We start from the raw sequence: 24,424 nt of genomic DNA, 5'->3' as shown, positions 1-24,424 counted from the left end.
TACCGCGACGCTAACGTACTATCGAGAGTACTACGGCGCCACGACCAGTCGTCAAAGGGAAGGCTTATTCCGGCCGCTCTCACACCACCGCGCATGGACTTCGAGGTATCGGACATCGATTACGAGCAGTACTCGAATCGCCAGCTCGCGATGGTGCCGCTGGCGATACTCGGCCTCGCACTGCTCGTTATCGCCGTCTGGTACGTTATGTTTGGCGTGCCGGTCGACCTCGGAATCGCTTTCACTGGCGGGACCGAGGTTCGCTTTACTGCGGACGACGACCTCTCTCAGGTTAGAGAGACGTTCAGCGGAACGGAATACGAATCCGTCCAGTCGGCGGCTGGCGGTGGAACGTACATCCTCACCACGCAGGCAGAGGACACCGCGAACATCGAGAGCACCGCCGAAGAATCAGGATACGAAATAGAGCAGGTACAACAGCGGTCGGCGACCTTCGGGACCAACTCCCAGCGGCAAGCACTGCTCGGACTGGTCGTCGCGTTCGCCGGGATGAGCGCGCTCGTGTTCGTTCTCTTCCGGACGTTCATCCCCTCGATCGCCGTTGTCGTCTCTGCGTTCTCGGATATCATGATTCCGGTCGCACTGATGAACGTCCTCGACATCCCGCTGACACTCGGGTCAGTGGCTGCACTGCTGATGCTCATCGGTTACTCGGTGGACTCCGATATCCTGTTGAACAACCACGTCCTGCGGCGGCGTGGCGGGTTCTACGAGAGCGCCTACCGAGCCATGCGGACCGGGATAACGATGACGCTCACGTCTATCTCGGCGATGATCGTGATGACGATCGTCGCGACCTTCTTCGGGATTCCACTGCTCCCGGAAATCGGGTTGATTCTCGTCTTCGGGCTGACTGCTGACCTGATGAACACCTACATGTTGAACATGAGCTTGCTTCGCTACTACAAGTACGAGGGAGTCGCGAAATGATCGGAGGTGAGTGGTGATGGAGATTCGAGAGAACTGGCGCATCGTCGCGCTGGTGATACTCATCGTCCTGAGCGGTATCGCGCTGTTCGCACCGACGGGTGACGCCGGTGACGCAGCGACCGACAACAACAGCAGCATTGGAAACGGCACGCAGGTCAGCAACGACGACGGGATAACGAATCTGCAGTTCGGACTCGAACTCTCCGGCGGGACGCGACTCCGGGCGCAACTTGTCGGGCTGACGGCCGAGAACGTCGGCATCGCCAACAACCAGACTGACGACCGGGCCATCCGACAGACCGTCTCGGACGAACTCGGCGTCGATGCCATCGACGTGAACATCCGCCAGGAGTCGAACACCATCGAAGTGTTCGACGACAACGTCACGCAACAGGAGTTCGCGGACGCACTCGGTGAAGCAGGACTCGACGTATCCACAAACCAGATTCGTGACGGCGTGACGAGTTCGACGTTCGACACCGCTGAGAACGTCCTCGACAGGCGAATCAACCAGGGCGGACTGACTGGTGGCGATGCCTCGACCGTACAGGCGGCGACCGGAGAGGACTTCCTGGTCATCGAAGTGCCGGGAGCGACCCGGTCTGAAGTGAAGGACCTCATCGGCGAGCCGGGTCGGGTCGAGGTCGTCGCGGGCTTCCCCGTCCAGACCGAGAACGGCACCGAGTACCGGAACGTCTCGGTGCTGACTCAGGGTGATTTCACCGGAATCTCGCCGGTGCGAGAGAGCCAGGAGGGACGACCCTCTGTCGGCGTCACGATGACCGAGGACGCCGCCGGGAACTTCCAGCAGGTGATGGTCGAGAACGGCTTCACCAACGAGGGGATCGGGAACTGCCGATGGCGGCAGTCCCCTGAAGACCCCGGCTGGTGTCTCTACACCGTCGTCGACGGCGAACGGCAGTCCGCAGCGACGATGACACAGGACCTCGCGACGACACTGGAGAACCGCGAGGAGTTCATCAACCGCCCGCAGTTCAGCATCACCACGAACAATCTCTCCGACGCTCAGGAGATCAAACTCAACCTCGAATCCGGTGCACTGCCGACCGAACTCGACATCCAGTCTGAGCTGTATCTGGCACCGAGCCTCGCACAGCAGTTCAAGCCCCTCGCACTCCTGACCGGCCTCATCGCCTGGCTGGTCGTCAGCGGCGTCATCTTCTACCGCTACCGGGAGGCACGCGTCGCCATCCCGATGTTGCTGACCGCCGGCGCTGAGGTGTTCATCCTGCTCGGCTTCGCCTCGGCGATCGGCTTGGCGCTGAACCTCTCACACATCGCCGGCCTCATCGCGGTCATTGGGACGGGGGTGGACGATCTCGTCATCATCGCCGACGAAATATTGCAAAGCGGGGAGGTGGCGACCGGGCGGGTGTTCCAGAACCGCTTCCGGAAGGCGTTCTGGGTCATCGGCGCGGCCGCGGCGACGACCATCATCGCCATGAGTCCGCTCGCAGTCCTCTCGCTGGGCGAACTCCAGGGCTTTGCCATCGTCACCATCGTCGGTGTCCTCATCGGCGTGCTCGTCACCCGGCCCGCCTACGGTGACGTGCTCCGGAACCTCCTCCTCGAGGAAGAGAAGTAGTCGACCGTCGCTGTTTTTTGAGAAAAGTGTCCGATACTACTCTGCGAGCAACTCTGTAACCGTCCCCTCGACAGTCCGGGTCGGTTCCCACCCCAACTGTTCGCGGGCGCGCGACCAGTCGACGTCGAAATTACTGACCAGCGTCTCGTTACCGCGCGGGTTCTCGACGATGTCGACCGGTGGCCGCTGACCCTGCTGTTCGCTGGCCACGGCGGCGACGAGTTCGGCCATCGCCTCAACGCTCGGGTCCTCGTCGGTCGCAATCTCGTACTTTTCGACGCCGGTTTCCTCGGCCGCAACCTGTTCGACCAGTCGTTCTGTGCTCCGGACGAACGCCCGGGCCACGTCGACGACGTGGACGAAATTTCGGGACTGGGTCCCGGGTTCGTACACCGTGAGCGTCTCGCCGGCGCGTGCCCGACCGACGAAGAAGTTGATCACCGTTCCCTTCGAGATGCGCTGACCGTCGACGGTGTGGTGGCCGTAGAGGTTCGAGATCATGAACTGGTGGGCCGGGAACGAGCCGTCGGCGAAGGTTTCGATGCTGCGCTCGCTGAGGTACTTGGTGCGCCCGTACCAGTTCATCGGGTCGCGCGGATGGTCGACGGTGATCGGGAACGACTGGGGGTCGCCCAGCACGGCCATCGAGAACGGGAACGCGAGGGCTGTCCCGGTCTTCCGGCAGAACCAGGCGACGTTGTCGGTGCCATGGACGTTGACTTCGTAGGCCAGGTCGGCCCGCTCCTCGCAGTCGTCGACGCCGGAGATGGCCGCGAGGTGCAGCACCACGTCGGCACCGGCGAGTGCGTCCTCCAGTCGGTCGCGATTCCGAATATCGACGTGCTGGACATCGACATCGCCGATAGTGCGGACGTCACCGAGATAGAAGTTGTCGAGCGCGGTCACCTCCCAGTCGGGATGGACCTCCTGTAGTTCTGCGACGACGCGACTGCCGATGTAGCCCGCTGCGCCGGTGACGGCAATGTGGGGCGACGATGTTGCTGGTGTGTCAGTCATGGATTTGGCTTCTGAATCGCTGTGCCAGGTCGCGAACGCCCTCGCGGAGCGTCCACGCCGGGTCGAAATCGGTCTCGCCCAGGCGGTCAAAATTGACGTGATAGGACGGCCCGGGGTGTTCGTCTTCGAGATACGTGATGTCCACGTCGCCGACCTCTTCGCGGACGATAGCCGCAACGTCTGCGACGCGGTAGTTCTCGTCGGTGTTCCCGACGTTGTAGACGGTCTGGGACCACGCGTCGGGATTGCAGGCGGCGTCGGCGTAGGCACGAGCGGCGTCCTCGACGTGAATGAACGGCCGCCAGTTCGAGCCGTCACCGTAGACGGTCAGCGCTCGACCGGTGAGCGCCCGGAACACGAAGTAATTGACGACCAGATTGAACCGGACGCCCGGCGAGTAGCCGTAGTTCGTGCTCATCCGGAGCGCGGTTCCGGTCATCTCGCCGTCCGCACAGTACTCCGAGAGCAGCGACTCGGCTTGGAGTTTCGTCTCGGCGTAGGGGTTGATCGGGTCGGGGTCGACCGTCTCGTCGATGTCGGTACTCGTCGCCCGCCCGTAGACGTTACACGAGGAGGCGAAGACGACGTGCTCGACGCCGAGTTTGCTCGCGGCCTTCAGGACGTTCTCCGTGCCGTCGAGGTTGATAGCGAAGGTCTCCTCGCGGCGGTCGTGGGTACTCGCCGCGCCGGTAATCGCGGCGAGGTGGACCACGGTATCGACGTCTCGCATCACGCTCTCGACATCACCGTACTCGCGAACGTCGCCGCGGTGGAACTCGATGGAGCCGTCGAGTTGCCCGAAGAAGACGCGGGGCGACCCCGACGATAGGTTGTCGAGTGCGACGATACGGTCGACGTCGTCGCGGTCACGCAACTGTGCGACGAGTTCGCTCCCGATGTAGCCACAGACACCGGTGACGAGAACGTTCATCGCCTCACTCCTCGTCGTCTTCGAGCACGCCCGGGAGGAAGCGGTCCTCGTGGGCCTCGATGACGTCCGCGTAGCGGGTCAGCGACGCGAGCACGTCGTCCATCGCCGCCTCGAACGACTGCGCCTGCCCGCCGATGACTTCGTGGTAGCGGTCGTTCTCGATTTCCATCTTGTGGGTCTCGTCCTCGTCGCGGGGGTTCTCGAAGTGCTCGACGGCCACGTCGAGGTCGTAGGCGTCGCCGGCCTCTGCGATGGTTTCGGCGACTTCGACGATGCTGATAGCGCGGGTAACCTGGTTGTAGACCGTGAGGTCATCCGGACGCTCGTCGGCGTCAGTCAGCGCAATCTGAGCCAGTCCTTCGACGGCGTCTTCGAGCGAGATGAACGGTTTGCGCTGTTCGCCCTTCCCGTAGACGGTGACAGGGTAGCCTGCGACGGCCTGGGCACAGAAGCGGTGGGCGACCGTCCCGAAGTAGTAGTCGAAGTCGAATCGGGTCTTCAGCCGGTCGTCCTGGCGGGTTTCCTCGGTTTCGGTGCCGTAGGTGATTGCCGTCCGCACGTCCGAAACGGGGATGCCGAACTGGGTGTTGGCCAGGCGCATGTTCTGGGCGTCGAAACCCTTCGTGGCGTGATACCAGCTGCCGCCGATGTTGGGGAAGGGCACCTCGTCCCGGTCGCCGTCGTTTTCCATGACTGCGCCGCCTTCGGGAATCGGGAACTCGGGTGCGCCGTAGACGCCGGTCGTCGTCGTCTCGATGAAGTGGGTGTCGGTGAGGTCGTGGTCGTCGAGTCCCCACAGCAGGTTCCGAGTGGCCTGGAGGTTGTTGTGCTGGGTGTAGTTGGCCCGCTCACCGTTGATTTGCGAGTAGGGTGCGGACGGTTGGGCCGCAGTATGGACGATTACCGACGGTTCGTGGACCGTCAGGAGTTCGTCGACGAAGGATTTCTCGGTGAGGTCACCCTCGGCAAAGGAGAGGTTTCGAATCCCGAGTGTCTCCTCGGCCGCGTCGATTCGCTCCTCGATGCTGGCGACGGGAATCGCGCTCACAGAGCCAACTTCTTCGACCCACTCGCGGCGGGCGAAGTTGTCGACGGCGAGCACTCGTTCGTCTGTCCGGTCGGCGATGCGCAGGGCGGTCGGCCAGCCGATGTAGCCGTCGCCGCCTGTGACGAGTATCGTCATGGTTACTCATATTCTGAGTAACTGCCCTCGAATAAATATCTTGTCGTCACGACGAAGCCGTGGCTAGCCACGCTGAGACACGACAGCCAGACCACCTCAAAAGTCAGAAAGCGAGGCCTGATTTGCGGCCGCCAGCACGTCCTGACTCGTTTGCCAGGAACTGCGCGCACACGCCGGCAGACAGTCGTTATCGGCGACGAACTCCCGGAGAAAATCCCGTGTTGCCGGGTCGCTCGGATAGCCACTCCCCACGTCGCCGTACTCGGCACTGAGACGGGCGACGTGGGCGTCGCGGGTTACCTTGGCGACGATCGAGGACGCGCCCACGATGGGGTACGTTTCGTCTGCGCCGTGTTCTGCACGCAAATCCACGTCCGCGGAGACGCCGTCGCCGACGTTCTGTTCGAACCGGACGGCGTTGGTATCACCAGCGTCGACGTACGCCTCGTCGCCATCTCTGGCGACGCCAGCGAGCGCCTCGACGTGGGCGGCGACGGTCAGGGCGTTCATGTCGGTCTCGGGGTCGTCGATACGCTCGACAGGAATCTCCGCGACGGCAACGGCGTCAGCTACGTCGTGGATAGCCAGCGCAAGTTCCTCGCGGCGTGCCGGTTGGATGTCCTTGGAGTCGCCGACACCGTCGGGCAGGCGCTCGGGGTTGGCACGCACCGCCGCGGCGAACATCGACCCCAGTACGGGTCCCTTCCCCGCCTCGTCGACGCCGAGTTGCATAGCTATCCGGTTCGTCCCCCGGCAAAAAACGATTGTGCTTGGTCGTCTGACGACTGTCAGTCGTCAGCAATCTCCGGCTCCTCGAACTCCGGCGTCTCGATTTTCGGCGTCTCCATCTCCGGCAGGTCCATCTCCTCTGCTGGCTCGTCTTCCGCGTCGTCTTCTGCCAGTTCTTTCCAGCGGACGGACTCGAATTCACGGAAGTGACACATTGGGACTTACCAGCCCGTGTTATGTGCTACCACGACAAGTGAGTTTCGCCGAGTGGTGTTGTCTCACTCGTCAGCACTGGTCTCACCCTCGGATGGTTCCAGTGGGAGTCGGCTCACACCGAGAGCATCGTAGTCTCGTTCACTCGACAATACGCGCTCATGGCCCTGGGAGACAATTCCCGCGTGCAGTGCGTCGAACGGGGTGAGATCGTTCTCCTCCAGAAACGCCGCTGCAGCGAGGACAGCCTCTTCGTGAGTTTGTGGCTGAATTGGGACGAGTTCAAGAAGATTCGTCACTGCCCGTGCCGGTTCGGTAGCGTATTCGCTCTCATCTCGGTCGTATAACGCAACCAGTAGTTCGGCGTACGATAGAATCGATGTGTGGATGTTGTCGTGGTCTGCGAGGGCCTGTTCGGCTTCAGCGGCCAACCAGTCGTCGTCTTTGAGCAGTGCAAAGAGAAAATCGGTTTCGACGTACACACCTCATTCACCACGTTGTGTTATCTCGTCGGCAACCTCACGGCTAATCGACGCACGCGCGTCATCTTTCAGTTCGTCGACGGTCCTGTTCTGGAACGCATCGCCGACCGCATCCCGCGCACCTTCGAGTGGGTCGTCGTCGACAGGAAACAGGGCAACGTGTGTGGGAAGTTCGACAATCCGATACTCCTCCCCGAACTGTTCACGGACATCTTTCGGGAGATAAATACGCCCCCGTTCGTCTGTGGATTTGGACATTCGTATATCACACTCGGGCGTGAAGATGCTAATATTTTCCCGTGAATTGAGAAAGAATACCCTGAATCTGACCACAGCAGAAGGTTTCTATCCGAGCAGATTACGCGTCCCGGAAAAAGTCCTCGTCAGCGAAGGGTTCCGCTTCGCCTTCCACGTCCAGCACGTCCAGTGCGGTGACTTCGGCACCGACACCCAGCAGGCCGGCGAGACTGGGTTCGGTCCGGCCCTCGTCGCTGCTGACCAGTTCCTTCACGTAGAGGCCGCCCTCGCCGTGGACTTCGAGTTCGGCGGTATCACCGTCGACGGTCCCGTCGATACTGTAGACCTCTCGCGTGCGCGTCTTGCTCGCGCGCCGGTGGTCGACGCGTTGGGGCGTCTCCTGGTAGATAGTCGCCCCGTCGAGTTCGTCCAGTGCGGCGTCGAACGTCTCCTGGTCGACGGGTTCGTCGAGTGAAACGTCCATCCGGTACGTTTTGCTGGCGTCGTGTTCCTTGACGCGTTCGACCATCTCGTGAGTCGCCAGCCGGAGTCCCTCGACTTCGACCTTCCCGTCGGCGAAGTCGTTGATATCTGCCTGGAGCGGGTCGGTATCGATATCGCGGACGTGGGGGTCATCGACCTCGATAACGAAGGGGCGACCGGAGCCGAGCATCAGCGCGTCGACGTCCTCGCGGCCAGCGCCGTGGAAGGTGGCGCCAGAACCGTCCATCGCTTCTTCGACAACCGGTGCAGTCAGTTGCTCGACGCTCTCGTCGTAGCGATACCCCGTACCGTCACAGCCGTCGCAGAGTTCGTCGCGCTGGCGGCCGGTCCCGTTGCAGTCCCGGCAGGGCCACTTCGTCTGGGGGATGTCCCGCTTCAGCTTCCGGTAGCGGCCGTAGACGAACGCGGAGTTGACCTGCACCTCGACCTCGTCGGTCGTGAGGTCACAGTGGAGCATGATGTCAGGTCGGCCGAAGTCGACTTCGGTGTCGGTCAGCGCGCCGAACCGCTTACCGACCTCCCGGTTGAACTCCGATTTGAGGAGTTCGCCGGCATCTTCATCGAGTCCCGCCTCCTCGCGGAGGAGCAAGTCGTTTTCCTCGAGGAGCGGCGGCACGCGAGTGCCAACCTGGTAGGTCGAGAAGTCGTACCCTCGAACCGCAGCAGCGGCGTTTTCGGCCCACCAGTCGTAGCGGGCACACTCGCCTTCACAGACCCAGCACTCGTCGTCTGGGTCCTCGAACGGTTCGTCGTCTTCGAGTGCAACGGCAACGCGGAGGCTGTGGCCGCGGTCGGCGTTGGTCAGCCCGAAACTCCGGTCGGCGAAGAGACGGCCCAGACAGGCGTCACAGAGCGGTCCCGTGGCGAGTGCGTCACGGGCAGGCGAAAGCAGTGTCATTGTCGGGTCCACGGCGGGCCGGCGTAATTCCCTTTCGAACCGTTGGATGCAACACGACAACACCCGGTGTGGTTCGGGGAACGATTGTGATATAACTGAATTATACCAACCATTAATAGGCGCGGGAAAGACAGTACGGATATGCCATTCACAGACAACCTCGCGACCATCGGCGATCCGATCTGGGACGCCATTCTGGGCCATCCGATGGTCGAGCAGTTGGGCGCGGGAACGCTCGACGAGGAGCCATTCAAATACTGGGTCCGACAGGACTACGTCTACCTGGTCGAGTACGCCCGTATGTTCGCCTACGGCGGGGCGAACGCGCCCGATCTCGACCGGATGGGGACGTTCGCGGAGTTGCTGGAGTCGACGATCAACACCGAGATGGACCTCCACCGGGCGTACGCCGCGGACTTCGGCATCTCCGAGGCAGAACTCGAGGCGACCACGCCGTCGCCAACGACACAGGGATACACCGACTTTCTCGTTCGCACGGCGGCGACGGACACCTTCGGCGAGTTGGTTGCCGCGTTGCTCCCCTGTATGTGGGGGTTCAACGTCACCGGCAAGCGCCTCGCCGAACGGGGCATACCGGACCACGAGGGGTACGCCGAGTGGATCGAGATGTACGCCGGCGAGGAGTTTACCGAACTCGCGGAGTGGTGCAAGGACCTGATGGACGACGTGGCAGCGGACGCAACAGCAACAGAGAAAGAGCGCTACCGGGAGCGGTTCCGGACCTCCGCCCGGTACGAGTACCTGTTCTGGGACGCCGCCTGGAACCAGCAGGGGTGGCCAATATGAGCGGCGGCGGCGCAGGTACGGAAGCGGGAGACGTGCCAGACTCCTACGCGCTGTACGCGTCCGAACAGACAGAGGCGCGGTTTACCGACTGGGTCAGGGCACGCGCCGAGCCGTCGTGGACCGAGGCGACGGGTCATCGATTCACTGCAGAGCTCCGAGCGGATACACTTGGCGACGACGCGTTCCGCCAGTATCTGATTCAGGACTACGCGTTTCTCGAAACGCTGGTCGGAGTGTTCGGTCATGCCGTCGGTGACGCACCCACGATGGCGGCAAAATCGCGGCTCTCGGATTTTCTCGGCGTGCTGACTGCTGACGAGAACGACTACTTCGAGCGCTCGTTCGACGCGCTCGGGACCGACGAGGAGACCTACGCCGACCCCGACCTGACACCGACGACACGCGCCTTCGAGGACCTTCTCGTCCGCGCCGCAGGCGAGGGCGGGTACGCCGAGACGCTCGCAGTCCTCGTCCCCGCGGAGTGGATATACCTGTCGTGGGCGACACCCGAACCCAACCAGCGACCCGACCGGTTTTACCTCGCAGAGTGGGTCGACCTTCACGCGAACGAGGAGTTCGAGGAGTTCGTCGGGTGGCTCCGAGCAGAGCTGGACCGCGAAGGGGCGGCAGCGTCGTCGCGCCGGCAAGCACGACTGGAGCGACTCTTCGGCCGGACCGTCGAACTCGAAGTGGCGTTCTTCGATGCCGCGTACGACCCCGACACACCGCCGTCGGGAGGTGGTGAGACGTGGTAAGCACCGCCGTCGCGCTGGGGCTGACTGTCGTGACGCTCGTGGTGTTTACCGGCCTCGGCGTCTGGTACTCGCGGGGGTCGGTCCAGTCGGTCGAGGACCTCATCACGGCTCGCAATTCGGCGGGGAATGGACAGATGACGACGACGCTCGTCGCGTCCGTGATGGGCGTGTGGATACTCTTCGCCGCGCCGGAGGCAGGTGCCGCGTTCGGTATCGCCGCCGTCGTTGGCTACGCCATCGGCGAGGCTGCCCCGATGTTCGCGTACTCGAAGCTCGGCCCGCGTATTCGGGAACTCGTCCCCGACGGCCACTCGTTGACCGAGTACGCTCACGCCCGCTACGGCGACGCGATGTACGCGTTCGTCCTCCTCGTGAGCGCACTCTACATGTTCGTCTTCCTCGCGGCCGAACTGACCGGCATCGCGGGCGCGCTCTCGCTGGTCGCCGGCGTCCCCCAGTGGCAGACGGCCGTCCTCGTCGGGGGCTTCGTGTTGCTGTACACCGGCTACGGCGGCCTCCGGGCGAGCATCTTCACCGACACCATCCAGGCACTGCTCGTGCTCCCACTGCTCGCCGTTGCCTTCGCCGGTGCGGTCGTCGCACTCGGCGGCAGCGGCGCCATCCACGCCGGCATCACGGCCGCCAATCCCGCACTGCTCGACCCCGGCTTTGCCGCCGGCCTGCAGTTTGGCGTGGCGCTCGCCTTCGCCATCCTCGGTGCCGAACTCATCAACCAGACCTGGTGGCAGCGAATCTACGCCGGGAAAGACAGCGAGACGGTCCGTCGCGGCTTCCGGAACGCAACCGTCGCCAACAGTCTCATCGTGTTCGTCGCTGCCCTCTTCGGCATCGTCGCCGTCGGCCAGACCGAAGTCGTCACGGCGCTCGGTCCGGAGTACAACGCCGACATCTCCCTGTTCCTGCTACTGAACGCGGCGTTCCCCGAGTGGATCGTCCTCGCGGTCGTCCTGCTGGCGCTCTTGCTCGTGATGAGTTCCGTGGACACCCTGTTCAACGCGTTGTCGAGCATCGTCACCGCCGACCTGCCGCGCCTGCTCGCCGCCCCCGACGACCGCACGCTCCGACTGGGTGCCCGGACCCTGACCGTCGTCGTCGCTGTCGCCGCCATCTACGTCAGCCTCCGCGCACAGAGTGTCCTCAGGCTCTTTTTCCTGGCTGATTTGCTGGGTGCAGCCGTGGCCTTCCCGCTCGTCTACGGCCTCTACTCGCGGAGACTGACCGGCTCCGGCGCGCTCGCCAGTAGCGTCGTCGGGCTGGCCGTGGGACTGGCGTACTTTCCGGACTTTCGCGGCTCCATCACCGCAATCCCCGTTATCGGCGACCTGCTGCCGGCGGCCGACCCGCTCTATCTCACCTCCTTTGCGGGTGCCTTCCTCGTCTCGACTGCCCTGACGCTGCTCATCTCCTGGCTTTCGAACACCGAACAGGATCTCGATGCGCTCTCGGGGGAGACGAGTCGGCTGGACGACCCCGCCGTCGACGGCGGTTCGGAGGTGTCGGACTGATGGCGGCCATCGGACCGACCCTCTTCGGGCTCTTGTTGTGGGGCGGAATCGTCGGCGTGTTCCTCGTGTTCTGCTACGAGGTCTACATCGTCGTGCGCGAGGCGGGCTGGCTGGTCGGCAACGGGCCCTGAGGAGCGGCAGGCCCCGCCCTGAATTCCGAGCCACTCGCAGCGAGAATCCGACTGCTTTTCACGGCGGCCGCCGCTCTCCCGCACATGGTCGAGTGGCTGGTCGCCGCCGTCGTCGGGCTGGTGCAGGGATTGTTGGAGTGGATACCCGTCTCCAGCGAGGGCAGCGTCGCGCTCGCACTCACTGCACTCGATGCTGACCCCAGCGCGGCGACGCAGTTCGCGCTCTTTTTGCACGCCGGCACCGGCGTCGCCGCGACAGTGTACTACCGCGACGTCCTCGCCGAGGTCCTCGCCGACGTTCCCGCGTGGAACCCCAGCACTGCCTTCGACAGCGAGACGGCAGACCTCACCTTCTTCGCACTCGCGACGGCCGTCTCGGTGGTCGTCGGCTTCAGCGGGTATCTCGCACTGGAAGAACTGGTCTCGGCCGTCGCCGGCGGTGCCTTCGTCGCGCTCATCGGCGCGCTCCTGCTGGGAACGGGGGTTTTGATGCGCACGGCCGAATCACGTGCCCGCGCAACCCGCGGCCAGCCGGACCTGATAGACGCGGTGCTCGTCGGTGCGCTCCAGGGCGTCGCAGTACTGCCCGGCGTCTCCCGGTCGGGAACGACCGTTAGCGCGCTCCTGTTGCGCGGCCACGAAGGTGGAGACTCCCTCAGACTCTCTTTCGTGCTCTCAATTCCGGCCGCGTTCGGTGCGGGACTCCTCGTCGTACTGGACGACGGACTGCCCGCAATCGACCCGGCGACAGCGGCAGTCGCACTCGTGGTGAGTGGTGTCGTGGGCTATCTCACTGTGGACGCACTCACGCGCGTCGTCGAGCGGGTGGCGTTCTGGAAAGTCTGTGTCGGGTTCGGCGCGCTAGCAGTCATTGGTGGGGGGCTGCTAATTATCTGAGCAAACCCAATCAACAGTAAGCGCCCCATTCGGTGGCCCGCCCGTCGATTCGTCAGCACTTATGTACGTCGGCCGACTACCTCCGGACAACAACGGGCAATGAGCGAGGGAGAACAGAAGCTCGTCGACACCTCTGGCGATTACCGCTACGTCGTCAAGGACGGCCAGCGATTCGACGACAGCGACTGGCGGTCCTGTCGGGTTGTGCTGACGAGCAAGCGGATGGTACTGGCCACCAGCGGCGGCAAGCAGGCCATCCCACACTCCCGAATTCTGGTCCCCCACGGCGAGGACGATATCGTCCCAGATGGTGTCGATACGACGACTGCAACACCGCTACAGATCGGTGACAACGTCATCCTCATCGACGCACAGGGCGTCGGTGACTTCGAATCGGAGTACTGCCGGGCTGCGCTCCACGACGAGGTCATCCTGGTCAAACACCGGGCAGTGGTCGGCGGCGTCATCCAGGACGACGCATCCTGGTCGAAGTGTCGATTTCGCCTCGACGACGACACCGTCAACGTCGGCCTGCCTGGTGGGGAATCACTCACCTTCGGCATCGAGGACGTCGGCACTATCGACACCGAAACCCAGCAGGTGATGGGCGAGGGTCGCACTGTCGTCAAAGTCGAACACACCGACGCCGAGGACCGCTCGGTCGAGACGCACTTCTCCGGGATGGCGTGGCACTCCCGCGCACTGGAGTCGCTACTGGAGACGGTCATCGAAGACCGACAGGACGACGACTACGAACTCGACGAGATGGAGCGACAGGTGTTGATGGCGCTGTACTCGGGCGTCTCGCCATTCGAGATGTCTGACTTCGTCGGCATCGATGTCGACCAGGTCGAGGAGATTTATCAGACGTTGCTGGACGTGGGTGCCGTCGACGAAGTCCGCGTCCGGACCGAGGTGTCGCTGAACGCACAAGGGCGGAACATGGCCAGCGAAGCCATGAGCGAGGAGTGATTAAGTGGCAGCGAGCGCCGCAACACCCACAACGACTAATTGCACGAGTGGCAAACACTGGGCAACGGCGGTCATGAGCAACTCAGAGAAGAAGATCGAGGACACGCAGGGCAAGTACATGCGGGCCGTCAAGGGCGGCCACGACATCAACGACGCCAGCTGGCAGCAGTGTCGGGTCATCCTGACCAACCAGCGCATCGCACTCGTCGCCGACGGCAAGCTCACGATTCCGCTCGAAGACATCGACGAGATGGGCGAGCGCTACGACGTCAACCAGGCGGCCTCTACCGAGTCGAACTACTCGACGCTGTACGTCGGCGACGACATCATCCTGCTTGCGACGGCCGACCACGAGACGTTTCGCACGAACTTCTATCGGGCGATTCTCGACAACGCCGTCATCTACGTCCAGCATCCAGCAGTCAAAGGCGGCGTCGTCCAGAACGCCGAGTGGCAGCGTGGCCGGCTCAAGGTCAGCGAAGAAGCGGTGCGGATGGTCCTCGAAGACGGCCAGAAGTTTGCCATCGACCGCGACGACATCGGCGAACTCGGCATCGACGAGAAGGTCGTCGCCGACGAGGAACGCGCAGTCATCGAAGTCGAACACTCGATGGACGGCGCGAGCGTCGAGACACACCTCTCCGGACAGGAACACCACATCTCCGTTCTGAAACAACTCCTCGAAGAGGGTGCAGAGCGAAATCGCGCGAATCTGGACCTCGAACCGACCGAACGCCGCGTCATCATGGCGCTGTACTCGGGCGTCTCGCCGTTTGGCATCTCCGAGTTCGTCGGCATCGACGTCGAAAAAGTCGAGGAAATCTACGACCGACTCATCGAACTCGACGTTGTCGAAGTGGTCCGCGAGCGCAAGGAAGTCGCGCTGACCGCCCAGGGTCGGAAAGTCGCCGGTGAGGCGATGGGCGAGCGGTAGTGCGATTGGAAATTATTCCCCACCACCAATCGCGGCAACGCCGTGAAGAGATGGCACGTGGCCAGCTGACTACCGCGAGATGCTTCGAGTAGTTCTCGACGAGGTCTGGGGTAGTGCTCGGAATATTCCGCCAGTCAAAAGTATTATTCAGATGCAGCGGCAAAAACAATCATGAAAGAACCAGCAGACAACCTCAAAATCGATAGCAACGCTGGTGAGCGGCCGGATTTTGATTCGTTACGGCCACCAGAAGACCTTGTCCGTGGCGAACGGACACGCGACGACTTTTTTGATGCCGTCCTTCAGTTGGACGAACCGGCGACCGTCAGGGGAGTAGCCGACCTCGCTGGTCACGGCACTGACGCTGCCCGCGAGTACCTCGACTGGTTCGAGCGCATTGGTATTGTCGTGCAGACAGGAACCGAACCTGCGACATACCGGCTCAATCGAGAGTATCTCGCCTGGCGACGAAGTCAAGAAATTCGCGCACAGTTCGACACGAAAGAAATCGTCACCAGATTGGCCGAGCAGCGCGAGCGTGCACAGGAGCTTGCAGCCGAGTTTGACGGAGATTCCCCTGAGAAAGTGAGTCTCGCTGACTACGCTGACGAGGCGGATGTTCCAATCGAAGCGGCATGGGAGCGCCTCAGCGAGTGGCAAACGGTTCGTCGCCGCGTCGAACTGCTCGACCGAGCCGTTTCAGCTGCCGACGGATCGACTGCCGACCGCAGTCAGTCGTCGGTATGACAGGCGACGAAGCGTCCCCACTTGACGATTCGAGAGACACAGCGCCAGTCGATTTCGACCGCCTCGACCGGATCCGAGAGCGGTTAGGAAATGACGACCGTTTTGTCGACGTGACAGCGGACCCCGACTACGCGCCGAGTCGCCTCGTCCTCGACTACGACGAGGGGCTGTACCCACCAACGGTCGCAGAGGCCCGCCTCGAAATCGTCTGGTACGAGAATAACGACTTTTCGATCCACTACCACGAGCGCCAGCAGGAGGGGACCTTCGACCACCGTTGGGACCGCCATCCGTCGACACACAACGACAGAGAACACGTCCACCCTGGCCCCGACGCACCGACGCCCGGCTCGGACACGGAATTTCCAGCGGACTGGCGAGACGTGCTGGCAACTGTGTTGCGCGAAATCGAAGAGCGCCAACGCGCATTCTGGTCATAATGGGACGACAGGCAGCCCCGCGAACGTTGCGCGTCCCAGAACGTTAAAATTGTCTGCCTGCTATCACTCCGTATGAGCGTTCAGACTGCGGTCGTGCTGGCGGCCGGTGAAGGGACGCGTCTGCGCCCCCTGACGCGGAACCGTCCCAAGCCGATGTTGCCAGCGGCGAACCGCCCTATCCTCGAACACGTTCTCGACGCACTCGTCGACGCCGGAATGGCACGTATCGTCCTCGTCGTCGGCTACCGCCGCGAGCGCGTCCAGGAACACTTCGGCCCCTCCTATCGCTCGGTCCCCATCGACTACGTCGTCCAGCGCAAACAACTGGGCAGCGGTCACGCCCTCCTCCAGGCCCGCGAGACCGTCGACAGCCCGCATCTCGTCGTCAACGGCGACCGCATCATCGAGGCCGCCGCTGTCGAAGCGGTCGCAGACGCCTTCGAAAACGACACCGCGCCGGCCGCACTCGCTGTCCTCGAACGGCCCGACGCCAGTCGCTACGGCGCGGTCACTCTCCACGACCGCGATATCGCCAAAATCGTCGAGAAACCTGACGCCGACACTTACCGACTCATCAACGCTGGCATCTACGCGTTCGAACCGTCGATTTTCGACGCCATCGGGAAGACAGAACGCGAGGCTGGCGAACTCGCACTCACTGATACTATCGGCGACCTCGTCGTCGAAGAGCGCGTTCGTGGCGTCCGCATCGGCGGGCTCTGGGTCGACGCCACCTATCCGTGGGACCTCCTGCAGGTCGCCTCGGAAGTGCTCGCCCGAGGACGCATCAGCGAACCCGAACGCCGCGAGAGCGTCTGGGTCGACGCCAACGCCAGCGTCCACGAGGACGCGACGCTGCGCGGCCCAGTTGTTGTGGGCCCGGACTGCGAAGTCGCCCCCGGTGCAGTCATCGGCCCGAACGTCGCACTCGGCCGGAACGTGACCGTTGGGCCGAACGTCACCGCCGAGCGCACGGTGTTGGACGCCGATGCTCGTGTCGACGCCGGGTCGACGCTCCGTGATGCCGTCATCGGCCAGGACGTCCATCTGGGCGTAGCGACGACGATTCCGGGCGGGCCGAGCGACGTGCGCGTCAACAAGACGGTCTTCGAAGACCAGCGCCTCGGTGCCGTCGTCGCCGACCGCACCCGGGCTCGCGGCGACGTGAGCGTCGAACCCGGGACGCTCGTCGGCCCGAACGTCACGCTCGGAACCGGCGCACACGTCCGTGGGACTATTCCGGAAGGCGCGGAGGTGCTCCGATAATGTGTGGTATCATCGGCTGTGTCGGCCGCGATGGCGAGACGCTGGAGACGCTCGTCCACGGCCTCTCGAAACTGGAGTACCGGGGCTACGATTCGGCGGGCGTCGCGCTGACCGGCACCGGGCAGAACGTGGATATCACGAAGTGTGCCGGCGAAATCGACGAGCTGCGCGGTGCACTCGAAACGCACGCACCCGACGGTGAGGTCGGCGTCGGTCACACCCGCTGGAGTACGCACGGTCCGCCGACCGACGAGAACGCTCATCCACACCAGGACTGTACCGGCAACGTGGCCGTCGTCCACAACGGCATCATCGAGAACTACCAGACGCTGCGCGACGAACTCTCGACCAGCGGCCACACCTTCCGCAGCGACACCGACACCGAGGTCGTCCCCCATCTCATCGAGGACGCACTCGATTCGGGACTCGACCCCGAGGCCGCATTCCGGGACGCGCTCTCCCGCGTCGAGGGGAGCTTCGCGATTGCTGCGGTGCTGGCCGGCGAGGACACCATCTTCGCGGCGCGCCACGACTCGCCGCTCGTGCTTGGCCTCGATGAGGACGCCTATTATCTCGCCAGCGACGTGCCCGCATTCCGCGATTTCACCGACCGCGTCGTCTATCTGGCCGACGGCGAGTTCGCCAAGCTGGACCGCGAGGGCTGGACTGTCACCGACGGCGACGGTGAGGTGGTCGAGAAGACCGTCGACACCGTCGACTGGGACCCCGAGGACGCCGGCAAAAGTGGGTACGACCACTTCATGCTCAAGGAGATTCACGAGCAACCGCGGGCGCTTCGGCAGTGTCTGCGCGGCCGCGTCGACGAACTCGCCGGCGAAGTCGACATCGAGGACCTCGGCGACCTCTCGCCACCGGGCGTCCAGTTCGTCGCCTGTGGCACCTCCTATCACGCCGCGCTGTACGGTGCCCAGTTGTTCCAGCAGGCCGGCATTCCCGCTCAGGCATTTCTCGCCAGCGAGTACGCGAGTTCACCCCCGCCAATCGGCGACTCGCTCGTGATTGGGGTGACCCAGAGCGGCGAGACGGCCGATACGCTCTCGGCGTTGCGGGAGGCACACCGCCGCGGCGCGCGAACGATGGCCGTGACCAACACTGTGGGGTCGACCGCCGCCCGCGAGTGCGACCACGTCTTCTACATCCGCGCCGGTCCGGAAATCGGCGTCGCCGCGACGAAGACGTTCGCCTCCCAGCTGGCCGCGCTGAACCTGCTCGTGTTGGGGATGGCCGGTGGTAACGCACGCGACATCGTTCCCGCGTTGCGTGACCTGCCCGGTGACGTGCAGGCGTTGCTGGACGACTCCAATGCTGCTGCCGTCGCCGAGACTTACGAGGATTCGTCGGCGTACTTCTTCATCGGCCGGGGGTATCACTACCCGGTCGCACTGGAGGGGGCGCTGAAGATGAAAGAGATTAGCTACAAGCACGCTGAAGGGTTCGCTGCCGGGGAGTTGAAACACGGCCCGCTGGCGCTGGTAACTGCGGATACGCCGGTGTTCGCGATTGTGACCGGTGACGGGGAGTCCGCCCGGAAGACCATCGGGAACGTCAAGGAGGTGGAAGCGCGCGACGCGCCCGTCGTGGCTGTGACCGACGGTGCGTCAGACGTCGAGCGGTACGCCGACCAGGTGCTAGAGGTGCCAGAGACGCACCCGCGTGCAGCGAGCGTCTTGGCGAACGTCCAACTACAGCTGGTGTCCTATCACGTTGCGAATCGGCTGGGGCGGTCCATCGACAAGCCGCGTAATCTGGCCAAGAGTGTGACTGTGGAGTAGCAGACTGCTATTTTTCGTCGACAAACTTCCGTGTCAGTGCAGCGACTTCGGACCGGAAGATATCCATTTCGACGGTCGAGGTGCCGTGGTAGAGTTGTTTGTGCTCTTCACGGATGATGTCCTCTAGAACACGGTCGTAGAGCGTCTCGAACGTGACGGGTATCTCGTTGTCTTCGAGTTTGGCTGCACTCTTTTCGAAGCGGTGGTCGGTGGCGAACTTCGCGGCGAGATCTGTCGCTGAGGCGTTGACGGGAACGCTCTCGTCGGCCTCCTGGAACTCTGGGTGCAAGAGCTTCGCGCGCTGGTCGCGCTTGTTTCGGATGACGACGCCCTCCGCCGGCCCGTCGTACCACGCCGACCTGGGTATCTCGAATCGATCGGGGTCGAAATCCCGGGCAGGCAGTTCCCGCTCGATAGCGTTGACTGGTCGGAGGTTCAACCGTTCGAAAACCTGTGCAGCAACACCGGGGTCGAGGAATCCGCCAGTATTGTCCGACCAGACGTCGAATCCCAGAAATGAGGGCGTTCGGTCCCAGTCGTAGTCGATGGTGTGGCGGTGCATCGCCTCGCCGAAGAAGACGACATCCGCCACGCTATCGACGGCACCACGGAGTGCACCGCGGTCGAGAGTAGTCTGGACGTGCCGCACAGCGTGTTGATACGGCTCGGGGACAGCAGTTGGGTCGTCGTAGACAGTGTTCCAGTCGCCAAAGTGGAGGAGACCTGACTCCTGGAGCTGGAATCGGAAATTCGCGCCGTCGACTTTCTCCAGAACCCAGAGATGGCCCTCCTCGAAGAGGTCATCTGGTGCATTGGCGACGCGTGGAATGGACGGGAACGTCTTCATTCGAGCACCCGGGTGAATTCGCGAATCGTCCCGGCGACGCTCGTCCTGGTTTGTTCGTCAACCTGCGCGACGCGTTTCGTGATTTCCTGGTCAGGAAAGACATGCATCGACCACGGGCTGACGTAGCTGGGATACGTCTTCAGTTCGCCCTCGACGAGTATCTCTTCTGTGAGTGGAACAGCGGCCTCTCGTTCAGTGGATGTGATGACAGCGACAGTGTACCGGTCGCCGAAGAACGGCCGGTTCGCATTCGAGACGACGAGATACGGGCGGCACCCCGATTTGAACGTCGGTGGCGCGATGATGACGCTTCCCTGTGCGTATGCCATCCGTTCTTACGCGTTTTCGCCGAGGTCAGGAGCGTCTTCGACCCAGTCATCGTCGTCCCCATAGGCATCGTCACCGTACTCCTCCTCGATGGCAGCCAGACTCACGAGATTTCCCACGCGTGAGCCAGCAACGTCGTCAGCAATGGCCCAATACGAATCGACTTTCCGAACGAGCCCCCGCTCTTGCAGTCGTGAGAGCGTTTTGTGCACACTCGAATGGGGGACATCGGTCAGCTCTGCCAGTTCTCTGGGAGCAAAACCCATGTCTGGATGGTCGAAGAGAACCTTCAGTAGTTTGTGAGCATTCGTATCTGGCTCGACTATGGGCGTGCTGTCGTCGTCTGAATCGATGTGTATTGGCATATATTTCTCCGTTCTAGTCCGCGTATGTCAGGATTTGTCTTTGATCGTCAAAAGCGTTGTTCGCACCCGTCACTGCTTGGCTTCGAGTTCGTCGCGTGCAGTCTCGTACTGCTGCGACAAATAATCGACCGCTTCGTCGGTTCGTTCGTCGAGATAATCGACGTGGTCCTTGAACGGCTCACCGGTAAATCGGCCTCGGTGACGCAATCGACGTAGGCATCGAGTGCAGACTGGAACGTCTGTGCGTAGTGGTCATAGGCACCATCAACGAGGTTCATGTTCTCGGCGATACCTTCGGAGAGTCCGCGATAGACTGCGGCCGCCTGTTCGTACTTGTCGTTCTCACGATAGCGCTCGGCGAGATCGATGAGCTGAGAGAAGTCGATGGCACCAGTCACGACGGGGTACTCCTTGGTGTGCTGGTCGAAGAGACGGTCAACTTCCTGCCGGTACTCCTCGGGCGACACTCTTGGTTTGTCGCTAAACTCTGCGAGAAAGCGCTCGCGCATCTCCGGGTCGCGGATGAGTTCCTCGCGGACGAACGCGCGGAGATCCTCAGTCGAGATATCTGTCAGTAATTCCTCAATGTGCTCGTTCTCGTCGTCGGGCATCTCGTCGGCAACGGCGAGCAATACCGCGACGACGTGTTTACACTCGCCAGGGCTGCTGTACGGGCAGGTGCAGTGCGGGTCGAACTCGTCGCTGTCGAAGTGGAGGCTCGTCTCGTATAGCTCGGTGCCCTGCACGCGGGCCGTGACGGTATCGCCGAAACGGTCGAGTTGCTGGATGTGGCCCTCCTTGCGGTACGTTTGCCCGCGCTCGAAGACGGCATCGGTACAGAGGTTCCGGATTGTCGCTCTATCGAGAGCCATGGTTGGTTGTGAAATAGTGCCCCTGTGCACTTGGAGCAATTCATTGTCTTCTTTCAAGAGGTCGGCATCAGTTCGCAAGCGAGCCAGTCGGTCCTCATCGTCGAACATCTTGACGACACGGTTCTGCAGTGAGTCGAACGGATACTGTTCGTCTTCGTACGCCTGCTTGCGGGCGATAGCGAACTAGACAGAAAGTGTAGAACCCATAGTAGTTGTTTGATCATTCTCGAGAGTTTAATCAGCGGATTTGATAGATTTTACTTTGGAGTATCATACTTCAGAGTATGATTATACAGTATCCTATGGTAAGAATACTACGGCAGAGGTGCTTTATCAGCGTGCGCTGTTGTCTGACTCCTCAGACGCTGGCGGTTCCGGTGGTTCGAGAACTGCAACGAGATACCGATAGGTCGCCGATTCGGTACACTGCGCCCAGGAGACGCGGATACGCGTGCCGAGCGCAGCGAGGGCGAGACCAAGGAGACGCACACCCACGCCCGTTGGTGTGAGTGTGTTGGTCGTGAGCGACACGGTGAGTTCTGTCAGAAGTACAGTGAGTGTGACGATCGAGACCGTTCGAATCGGATGGTTCTGGAGGGGTTCGTGGGTGGTCTCGGTGAGCGAATGCGTGCAGGCAGTCTGCCACGCGCTGGTAAGTGGCGTGACGAGACGGTCGAAAAGTGCGAGGAGCGGGCCGACGGTGTAGGTCTTTCGCAGGTCGATGACGATGACCGCCGGGTCGGGTTTGGCCGTTAGCCAGCGGTACAGGAAGGAGTGTCGTGTCCAGTTGGAAAGGTGTGCACCGAGGGCTGCCAGTCCCGACGACTGTGCTGCTCGCTTCAGAAGCGTAGCGAGCGGTTGGAAGTGGGTCCAGATCCGCGAGTTGTCGGTCCACGCTGCCGAACGGAGCGTGTTCCAGACAGCGACGACAACAGACGTTTCGGTGACCGACCGATCGCTCATGTACGTGGGAGATGAGGGGGCATCCTAATGAGTGTCCCGAAACGGAGGATGGAAGACGAAACCGCTAGGATAGAGAGTAGATACTCAAAGTCAGTCTAGAATCTTACACAGATGGGTACGCCCTGAATGAGATGCTGTCGCAATCGGTGAGCAGTTTTACGAAACCAGTCTCGTCGCACCTGTTCTCACCAACCGTTGCATAGACCTCTTCGAAGCAGTGAATTAGTCGGAGAGTGACTCGATTTTCTGAACGATCTTCGCATAGACATCCGGCGCACAATACCACCCCTCGTCGATCATCGCATCGATCGCGGTCCGTGCTTCTTCGACGCTGATCGGACCGTCCTTTGCGAGTCGCAGGACGAGATACGTCGTACCCTGGGTTGTGATACCTTCGGTCGCGGCGACGTCACGCCCATACGTCTCGTCCATCACGGCCACCCCATCGTGCGCGTCGGCGCAGGCGAGAACGGCGACGTCAGCGGGACTGAGATTGCTATTTTGTTGCGACCGCGACAGCAGCGGGGGAATCTCGACCGACACGACATCGAACCGATCGGCGTCGCCGCTCCACTCGATACGGCGAGCTTTCTTTTGGAACGGAACGGCCATCTCACGGTTATCATCGAAGCATCGTTTGTGGCAATCGAGCGTTCCATCCAGTTTTACGTCGAGGAGAAAAACTACCACGTTCCCGGGCAACGCCACACTGAAGTCTACAAAGTCGGCGTTCGGGCAGGACTGTTCTCACAGGATATCGCAGATCGGCTTGAAGAGTTGTGGCTCGAAAACCGCTCCGAGTCGTATTATCGGACTGGCGTTGCAGGAGAGTATCGTGCCCGAACGATCAAGCAACTCGCCACCACGCTGCATCAGAAAATCGTCGCCGAAACGAGGACACGCAATTGCCTGTGTGACTGATCGTTTGTCTATCCCCTACGACGACCGTACGAGCGGCTCGTACCACTCCCGATTCGCCCGGTACCACTCGATGAACTCCTCGACACCCTCCCGAATCGTCCGCGTGGGCTCATACCCAAGCAACCCCCCAGCTTTCGAGCTATCCGCGTGGGTATGTTCAGCGTCGGCGTCGTGGCGCTCGGCAAACTCCAACTCCAAGTCGGGCGCAATCTGGTCACGAATCTCCTCGGCCAGCGTCAGAATCTCGATATTGTCCGTACTCCCGATGTTGAGCGCTTCTCCATCAGCCCCGTTCTCCGAAAGCAACGTCACGTTGGCCTCAACGACATCCTCGATAAACGTGAAATCCCGCGTCTGCGTGCCATCGCCATAGACCACCGGCGACTCGCCGTTGAGACACCGCGAGACAAAATTCGAGATGGCCATGTTCGGACGCATGCGCGGGCCGTACACTGTGAAGTAGCGCAACGCCACGACCGACATATCATACACTTCACTGTACGAACACGCGTACCGCTCAGCGGCGAGTTTCGAGGCACCGTAGGGACTGACCGGCGTCGTCGGATGCACCTCGTCGTAGGGCAGATACTCGGGTTTGCCATACACCGACGACGAAGAGGCCATGACAAACCGCTCGATACCGCTGTCACGGGCGGCATCCAGCAGGTTCAGCGTACCGTCGACGTTGACCTCGTCGTACTTGCGCGGATTCTGCACGCTCGGGCGCACGCCAGCCTGTGCGGCCTGGTGGTAGACGTACTCCACATCACCGACCAGTTTCTCGACGAGCTCAGCGTCTCGAACGTCACCCTCGACAAGCCGATATGAGCCATCGCCAGCGTCAGCTGCATCCCGACACACCTCGACAGTGTGGTCTTTGATTCGGATGTCGTAGAACGGGTCGAAGTTATCGAGGACGACGACGTCGTGGCCATCGCGGATGAATCGCTCGGCGAGGTGACCGCCGATAAAGCCCGCGCCGCCAGTGACGAGTATTCGCATTGGATATCCCGAGTCACGGGTCGGTAAAAAGTCTCCCGCGTTCGCTGTCCGCGGTCCAACGAGTTCACCAAACGTTAAGTATGCACGCGATAATATTATCGTGTGCAG

29 protein-coding genes are annotated in these 24,424 nt (G+C 62.2%); 14 read left to right on the top strand and 15 right to left on the bottom strand.

The annotated features are described in order from the left end of the window. Positions 1–93: 93 nt before the first annotated feature. Both secF and WDJ60_RS01515 read left to right on the top strand, forming a co-directional pair. On the top strand, positions 94–951 hold the full coding sequence (gene secF / locus WDJ60_RS01520) for a protein translocase subunit SecF (RefSeq protein ID WP_340097980.1): 858 nt from the start codon (positions 94–96) through the stop codon (positions 949–951). Between the two features lie 16 nt (positions 952–967). Beyond that, on the top strand, positions 968–2,557 hold the full coding sequence (locus tag WDJ60_RS01515; RefSeq protein WP_340097979.1) for a preprotein translocase subunit SecD: 1,590 nt from the start codon (positions 968–970) through the stop codon (positions 2,555–2,557). 36 nt (positions 2,558–2,593) lie between these two features. Here the strand turns inward: WDJ60_RS01515 and WDJ60_RS01510 are convergent, their stop codons facing one another. The 8 genes from WDJ60_RS01510 to WDJ60_RS01475 form a co-directional block, all read right to left on the bottom strand. Continuing rightward, positions 2,594–3,574 (bottom strand): NAD-dependent epimerase/dehydratase family protein, encoded by a 981-nt coding sequence (locus tag WDJ60_RS01510; protein WP_340097978.1) that lies wholly within the window; start codon positions 3,572–3,574, stop codon positions 2,594–2,596. After that, a complete protein-coding gene (locus tag WDJ60_RS01505) occupies positions 3,567–4,505 on the bottom strand; it encodes an NAD-dependent epimerase/dehydratase family protein (RefSeq protein ID WP_340097977.1) in 939 nt (312 codons plus the stop codon). The genes WDJ60_RS01510 and WDJ60_RS01505 overlap by 8 nt, the downstream gene beginning before the upstream one ends. 4 nt (positions 4,506–4,509) lie before the next feature. Next, positions 4,510–5,688: an NAD-dependent epimerase/dehydratase family protein gene (locus WDJ60_RS01500; RefSeq protein WP_340097976.1), complete on the bottom strand. Its 1,179-nt coding sequence runs from the start codon at positions 5,686–5,688 to the stop codon at positions 4,510–4,512. A 96-nt stretch (positions 5,689–5,784) separates the two neighbouring features. Next, on the bottom strand, positions 5,785–6,420 hold the full coding sequence (gene rnhB, locus WDJ60_RS01495; protein WP_340097975.1) for a ribonuclease HII: 636 nt from the start codon (positions 6,418–6,420) through the stop codon (positions 5,785–5,787). Positions 6,421–6,476: 56 nt separating this feature from the next. After that, positions 6,477–6,632, bottom strand: coding sequence for a hypothetical protein (locus tag WDJ60_RS01490; protein ID WP_340097974.1), 156 nt, complete (start codon positions 6,630–6,632; stop codon positions 6,477–6,479). 63 nt (positions 6,633–6,695) lie between these two features. Further along, positions 6,696–7,112, bottom strand: a complete 417-nt coding sequence (locus tag WDJ60_RS01485) for a PIN domain-containing protein (RefSeq protein WP_340097973.1) — start codon at positions 7,110–7,112, stop codon at positions 6,696–6,698. 3 nt (positions 7,113–7,115) lie between these two features. After that, complete coding sequence (locus WDJ60_RS01480) at positions 7,116–7,370, bottom strand: AbrB/MazE/SpoVT family DNA-binding domain-containing protein (RefSeq protein WP_340097972.1); 255 nt, start codon at positions 7,368–7,370, stop codon at positions 7,116–7,118. Positions 7,371–7,470: 100 nt separating this feature from the next. Then, positions 7,471–8,751, bottom strand: coding sequence for a tRNA pseudouridine(54/55) synthase Pus10 (locus tag WDJ60_RS01475; protein WP_340097970.1), 1,281 nt, complete (start codon positions 8,749–8,751; stop codon positions 7,471–7,473). A 141-nt stretch (positions 8,752–8,892) separates the two neighbouring features. On the opposite strand from WDJ60_RS01475, the gene tenA reads away from it, so the two are divergent. The 11 genes from tenA to glmS all read left to right on the top strand — a co-directional run bounded on the left by tenA (position 8,893) and on the right by glmS (position 19,019). Beyond that, the gene (tenA, locus tag WDJ60_RS01470; protein ID WP_340097969.1) at positions 8,893–9,558 is read left to right on the top strand and encodes a thiaminase II; all 666 of its coding nucleotides are present in this window, start codon (positions 8,893–8,895) and stop codon (positions 9,556–9,558) included. Beyond that, complete coding sequence (locus WDJ60_RS01465) at positions 9,555–10,313, top strand: TenA family protein (RefSeq protein WP_340097968.1); 759 nt, start codon at positions 9,555–9,557, stop codon at positions 10,311–10,313. Before tenA ends, WDJ60_RS01465 begins: the two co-directional genes overlap by 4 nt. After that, positions 10,307–11,839, top strand: coding sequence for a sodium:solute symporter family transporter (locus WDJ60_RS01460; protein WP_340097967.1), 1,533 nt, complete (start codon positions 10,307–10,309; stop codon positions 11,837–11,839). The genes WDJ60_RS01465 and WDJ60_RS01460 overlap by 7 nt, the downstream gene beginning before the upstream one ends. Continuing rightward, the gene (locus WDJ60_RS01455) at positions 11,839–11,970 is read left to right on the top strand and encodes a hypothetical protein (RefSeq protein WP_340097966.1); all 132 of its coding nucleotides are present in this window, start codon (positions 11,839–11,841) and stop codon (positions 11,968–11,970) included. The genes WDJ60_RS01460 and WDJ60_RS01455 overlap by 1 nt, the downstream gene beginning before the upstream one ends. A gap of 84 nt (positions 11,971–12,054) precedes the next feature. Next, positions 12,055–12,867: an undecaprenyl-diphosphate phosphatase gene (locus WDJ60_RS01450; protein WP_340097965.1), complete on the top strand. Its 813-nt coding sequence runs from the start codon at positions 12,055–12,057 to the stop codon at positions 12,865–12,867. A gap of 99 nt (positions 12,868–12,966) precedes the next feature. Then, positions 12,967–13,839 (top strand): CheF family chemotaxis protein, encoded by an 873-nt coding sequence (locus WDJ60_RS01445; RefSeq protein ID WP_340097964.1) that lies wholly within the window; start codon positions 12,967–12,969, stop codon positions 13,837–13,839. A gap of 73 nt (positions 13,840–13,912) precedes the next feature. Beyond that, positions 13,913–14,773 (top strand): CheF family chemotaxis protein, encoded by an 861-nt coding sequence (locus tag WDJ60_RS01440; protein ID WP_340097963.1) that lies wholly within the window; start codon positions 13,913–13,915, stop codon positions 14,771–14,773. Positions 14,774–14,944: 171 nt separating this feature from the next. After that, a complete protein-coding gene (locus tag WDJ60_RS01435; protein ID WP_340097962.1) occupies positions 14,945–15,520 on the top strand; it encodes a DUF7342 family protein in 576 nt (191 codons plus the stop codon). Next, positions 15,517–15,960, top strand: a complete 444-nt coding sequence (locus WDJ60_RS01430; protein WP_340097961.1) for a toxin-antitoxin system TumE family protein — start codon at positions 15,517–15,519, stop codon at positions 15,958–15,960. The genes WDJ60_RS01435 and WDJ60_RS01430 overlap by 4 nt, the downstream gene beginning before the upstream one ends. Before the next feature lie 72 nt (positions 15,961–16,032). Continuing rightward, positions 16,033–17,226 (top strand): bifunctional sugar-1-phosphate nucleotidylyltransferase/acetyltransferase, encoded by a 1,194-nt coding sequence (glmU, locus tag WDJ60_RS01425; RefSeq protein WP_340097960.1) that lies wholly within the window; start codon positions 16,033–16,035, stop codon positions 17,224–17,226. Then, complete coding sequence (glmS, locus tag WDJ60_RS01420; protein ID WP_340097959.1) at positions 17,226–19,019, top strand: glutamine--fructose-6-phosphate transaminase (isomerizing); 1,794 nt, start codon at positions 17,226–17,228, stop codon at positions 19,017–19,019. The genes glmU and glmS overlap by 1 nt, the downstream gene beginning before the upstream one ends. A gap of 7 nt (positions 19,020–19,026) precedes the next feature. Here the strand turns inward: glmS and WDJ60_RS01415 are convergent, their stop codons facing one another. The 6 genes from WDJ60_RS01415 to WDJ60_RS01390 all read right to left on the bottom strand — a co-directional run bounded on the left by WDJ60_RS01415 (position 19,027) and on the right by WDJ60_RS01390 (position 22,936). Beyond that, the gene (locus tag WDJ60_RS01415) at positions 19,027–19,866 is read right to left on the bottom strand and encodes an RNA ligase family protein (protein WP_340097958.1); all 840 of its coding nucleotides are present in this window, start codon (positions 19,864–19,866) and stop codon (positions 19,027–19,029) included. Then, positions 19,863–20,195 carry a type II toxin-antitoxin system PemK/MazF family toxin gene (locus WDJ60_RS01410; RefSeq protein WP_340097957.1) on the bottom strand — a complete coding sequence of 111 codons (333 nt, stop codon included), beginning with the start codon at positions 20,193–20,195 and terminating at the stop codon, positions 19,863–19,865. The genes WDJ60_RS01415 and WDJ60_RS01410 overlap by 4 nt, the downstream gene beginning before the upstream one ends. A 6-nt stretch (positions 20,196–20,201) precedes the next feature. Continuing rightward, positions 20,202–20,558: a MarR family transcriptional regulator gene (locus WDJ60_RS01405; protein ID WP_340097956.1), complete on the bottom strand. Its 357-nt coding sequence runs from the start codon at positions 20,556–20,558 to the stop codon at positions 20,202–20,204. 47 nt (positions 20,559–20,605) lie between these two features. Beyond that, positions 20,606–21,430, bottom strand: a complete 825-nt coding sequence (locus tag WDJ60_RS01400) for an SWIM zinc finger family protein (RefSeq protein ID WP_340097955.1) — start codon at positions 21,428–21,430, stop codon at positions 20,606–20,608. A 333-nt stretch (positions 21,431–21,763) separates the two neighbouring features. Next, positions 21,764–22,393: a hypothetical protein gene (locus WDJ60_RS01395; RefSeq protein ID WP_340097954.1), complete on the bottom strand. Its 630-nt coding sequence runs from the start codon at positions 22,391–22,393 to the stop codon at positions 21,764–21,766. 222 nt (positions 22,394–22,615) lie between these two features. Beyond that, complete coding sequence (locus WDJ60_RS01390; protein WP_465269236.1) at positions 22,616–22,936, bottom strand: PIN domain-containing protein; 321 nt, start codon at positions 22,934–22,936, stop codon at positions 22,616–22,618. Between WDJ60_RS01390 and WDJ60_RS01385 the strand changes: the two genes are divergently transcribed. Further along, positions 22,841–23,314 (top strand): DUF8154 family protein, encoded by a 474-nt coding sequence (locus tag WDJ60_RS01385; protein WP_340097951.1) that lies wholly within the window; start codon positions 22,841–22,843, stop codon positions 23,312–23,314. The genes WDJ60_RS01390 and WDJ60_RS01385 overlap by 96 nt on opposite strands. Positions 23,315–23,329: 15 nt before the next feature. Here the strand turns inward: WDJ60_RS01385 and WDJ60_RS01380 are convergent, their stop codons facing one another. Next, on the bottom strand, positions 23,330–24,316 hold the full coding sequence (locus WDJ60_RS01380) for an SDR family oxidoreductase (RefSeq protein ID WP_340097950.1): 987 nt from the start codon (positions 24,314–24,316) through the stop codon (positions 23,330–23,332). Positions 24,317–24,424 lie beyond the last annotated feature (108 nt).

This window comes from Salinibaculum salinum (assembly GCF_037645885.1).
In the GTDB taxonomy this organism is placed as follows: Archaea; Halobacteriota; Halobacteria; order Halobacteriales; family Haloarculaceae; genus Salinibaculum; species Salinibaculum salinum.
This window is presented reverse-complemented; position numbering and strand designations above follow the sequence as displayed.

What these genes read in the sequence shown, in the direction of transcription:
- secF (WP_340097980.1), top strand. Translation starts at nt 94, where the DNA reads ATGGACTTCGAGGTATCGGACATCGATTACGAGCAGTACTCGAATCGC.
- WDJ60_RS01455 (WP_340097966.1), top strand. Translation starts at nt 11,839, where the DNA reads ATGGCGGCCATCGGACCGACCCTCTTCGGGCTCTTGTTGTGGGGCGGA.
- WDJ60_RS01415 (WP_340097958.1), bottom strand. Translation starts at nt 19,866, where the DNA reads ATGAAGACGTTCCCGTCCATTCCACGCGTCGCCAATGCACCAGATGAC.
- WDJ60_RS01410 (WP_340097957.1), bottom strand. Translation starts at nt 20,195, where the DNA reads ATGGCATACGCACAGGGAAGCGTCATCATCGCGCCACCGACGTTCAAA.
- WDJ60_RS01450 (WP_340097965.1), top strand. Translation starts at nt 12,055, where the DNA reads ATGGTCGAGTGGCTGGTCGCCGCCGTCGTCGGGCTGGTGCAGGGATTG.
- WDJ60_RS01445 (WP_340097964.1), top strand. Translation starts at nt 12,967, where the DNA reads ATGAGCGAGGGAGAACAGAAGCTCGTCGACACCTCTGGCGATTACCGC.
- WDJ60_RS01435 (WP_340097962.1), top strand. Translation starts at nt 14,945, where the DNA reads ATGAAAGAACCAGCAGACAACCTCAAAATCGATAGCAACGCTGGTGAG.
- glmS (WP_340097959.1), top strand. Translation starts at nt 17,226, where the DNA reads ATGTGTGGTATCATCGGCTGTGTCGGCCGCGATGGCGAGACGCTGGAG.
- WDJ60_RS01395 (WP_340097954.1), bottom strand. Translation starts at nt 22,393, where the DNA reads ATGAGCGATCGGTCGGTCACCGAAACGTCTGTTGTCGTCGCTGTCTGG.
- WDJ60_RS01505 (WP_340097977.1), bottom strand. Translation starts at nt 4,505, where the DNA reads ATGAACGTTCTCGTCACCGGTGTCTGTGGCTACATCGGGAGCGAACTC.
- WDJ60_RS01400 (WP_340097955.1), bottom strand. Translation starts at nt 21,430, where the DNA reads ATGGCTCTCGATAGAGCGACAATCCGGAACCTCTGTACCGATGCCGTC.
- WDJ60_RS01490 (WP_340097974.1), bottom strand. Translation starts at nt 6,632, where the DNA reads ATGTGTCACTTCCGTGAATTCGAGTCCGTCCGCTGGAAAGAACTGGCA.
- rnhB (WP_340097975.1), bottom strand. Translation starts at nt 6,420, where the DNA reads ATGCAACTCGGCGTCGACGAGGCGGGGAAGGGACCCGTACTGGGGTCG.
- WDJ60_RS01440 (WP_340097963.1), top strand. Translation starts at nt 13,913, where the DNA reads ATGAGCAACTCAGAGAAGAAGATCGAGGACACGCAGGGCAAGTACATG.
- WDJ60_RS01380 (WP_340097950.1), bottom strand. Translation starts at nt 24,316, where the DNA reads ATGCGAATACTCGTCACTGGCGGCGCGGGCTTTATCGGCGGTCACCTC.
- glmU (WP_340097960.1), top strand. Translation starts at nt 16,033, where the DNA reads ATGAGCGTTCAGACTGCGGTCGTGCTGGCGGCCGGTGAAGGGACGCGT.
- WDJ60_RS01515 (WP_340097979.1), top strand. Translation starts at nt 968, where the DNA reads ATGGAGATTCGAGAGAACTGGCGCATCGTCGCGCTGGTGATACTCATC.
- WDJ60_RS01510 (WP_340097978.1), bottom strand. Translation starts at nt 3,574, where the DNA reads ATGACTGACACACCAGCAACATCGTCGCCCCACATTGCCGTCACCGGC.
- WDJ60_RS01430 (WP_340097961.1), top strand. Translation starts at nt 15,517, where the DNA reads ATGACAGGCGACGAAGCGTCCCCACTTGACGATTCGAGAGACACAGCG.
- WDJ60_RS01475 (WP_340097970.1), bottom strand. Translation starts at nt 8,751, where the DNA reads ATGACACTGCTTTCGCCTGCCCGTGACGCACTCGCCACGGGACCGCTC.
- WDJ60_RS01500 (WP_340097976.1), bottom strand. Translation starts at nt 5,688, where the DNA reads ATGACGATACTCGTCACAGGCGGCGACGGCTACATCGGCTGGCCGACC.
- WDJ60_RS01480 (WP_340097972.1), bottom strand. Translation starts at nt 7,370, where the DNA reads ATGTCCAAATCCACAGACGAACGGGGGCGTATTTATCTCCCGAAAGAT.
- WDJ60_RS01405 (WP_340097956.1), bottom strand. Translation starts at nt 20,558, where the DNA reads ATGCCAATACACATCGATTCAGACGACGACAGCACGCCCATAGTCGAG.
- WDJ60_RS01465 (WP_340097968.1), top strand. Translation starts at nt 9,555, where the DNA reads ATGAGCGGCGGCGGCGCAGGTACGGAAGCGGGAGACGTGCCAGACTCC.
- tenA (WP_340097969.1), top strand. Translation starts at nt 8,893, where the DNA reads ATGCCATTCACAGACAACCTCGCGACCATCGGCGATCCGATCTGGGAC.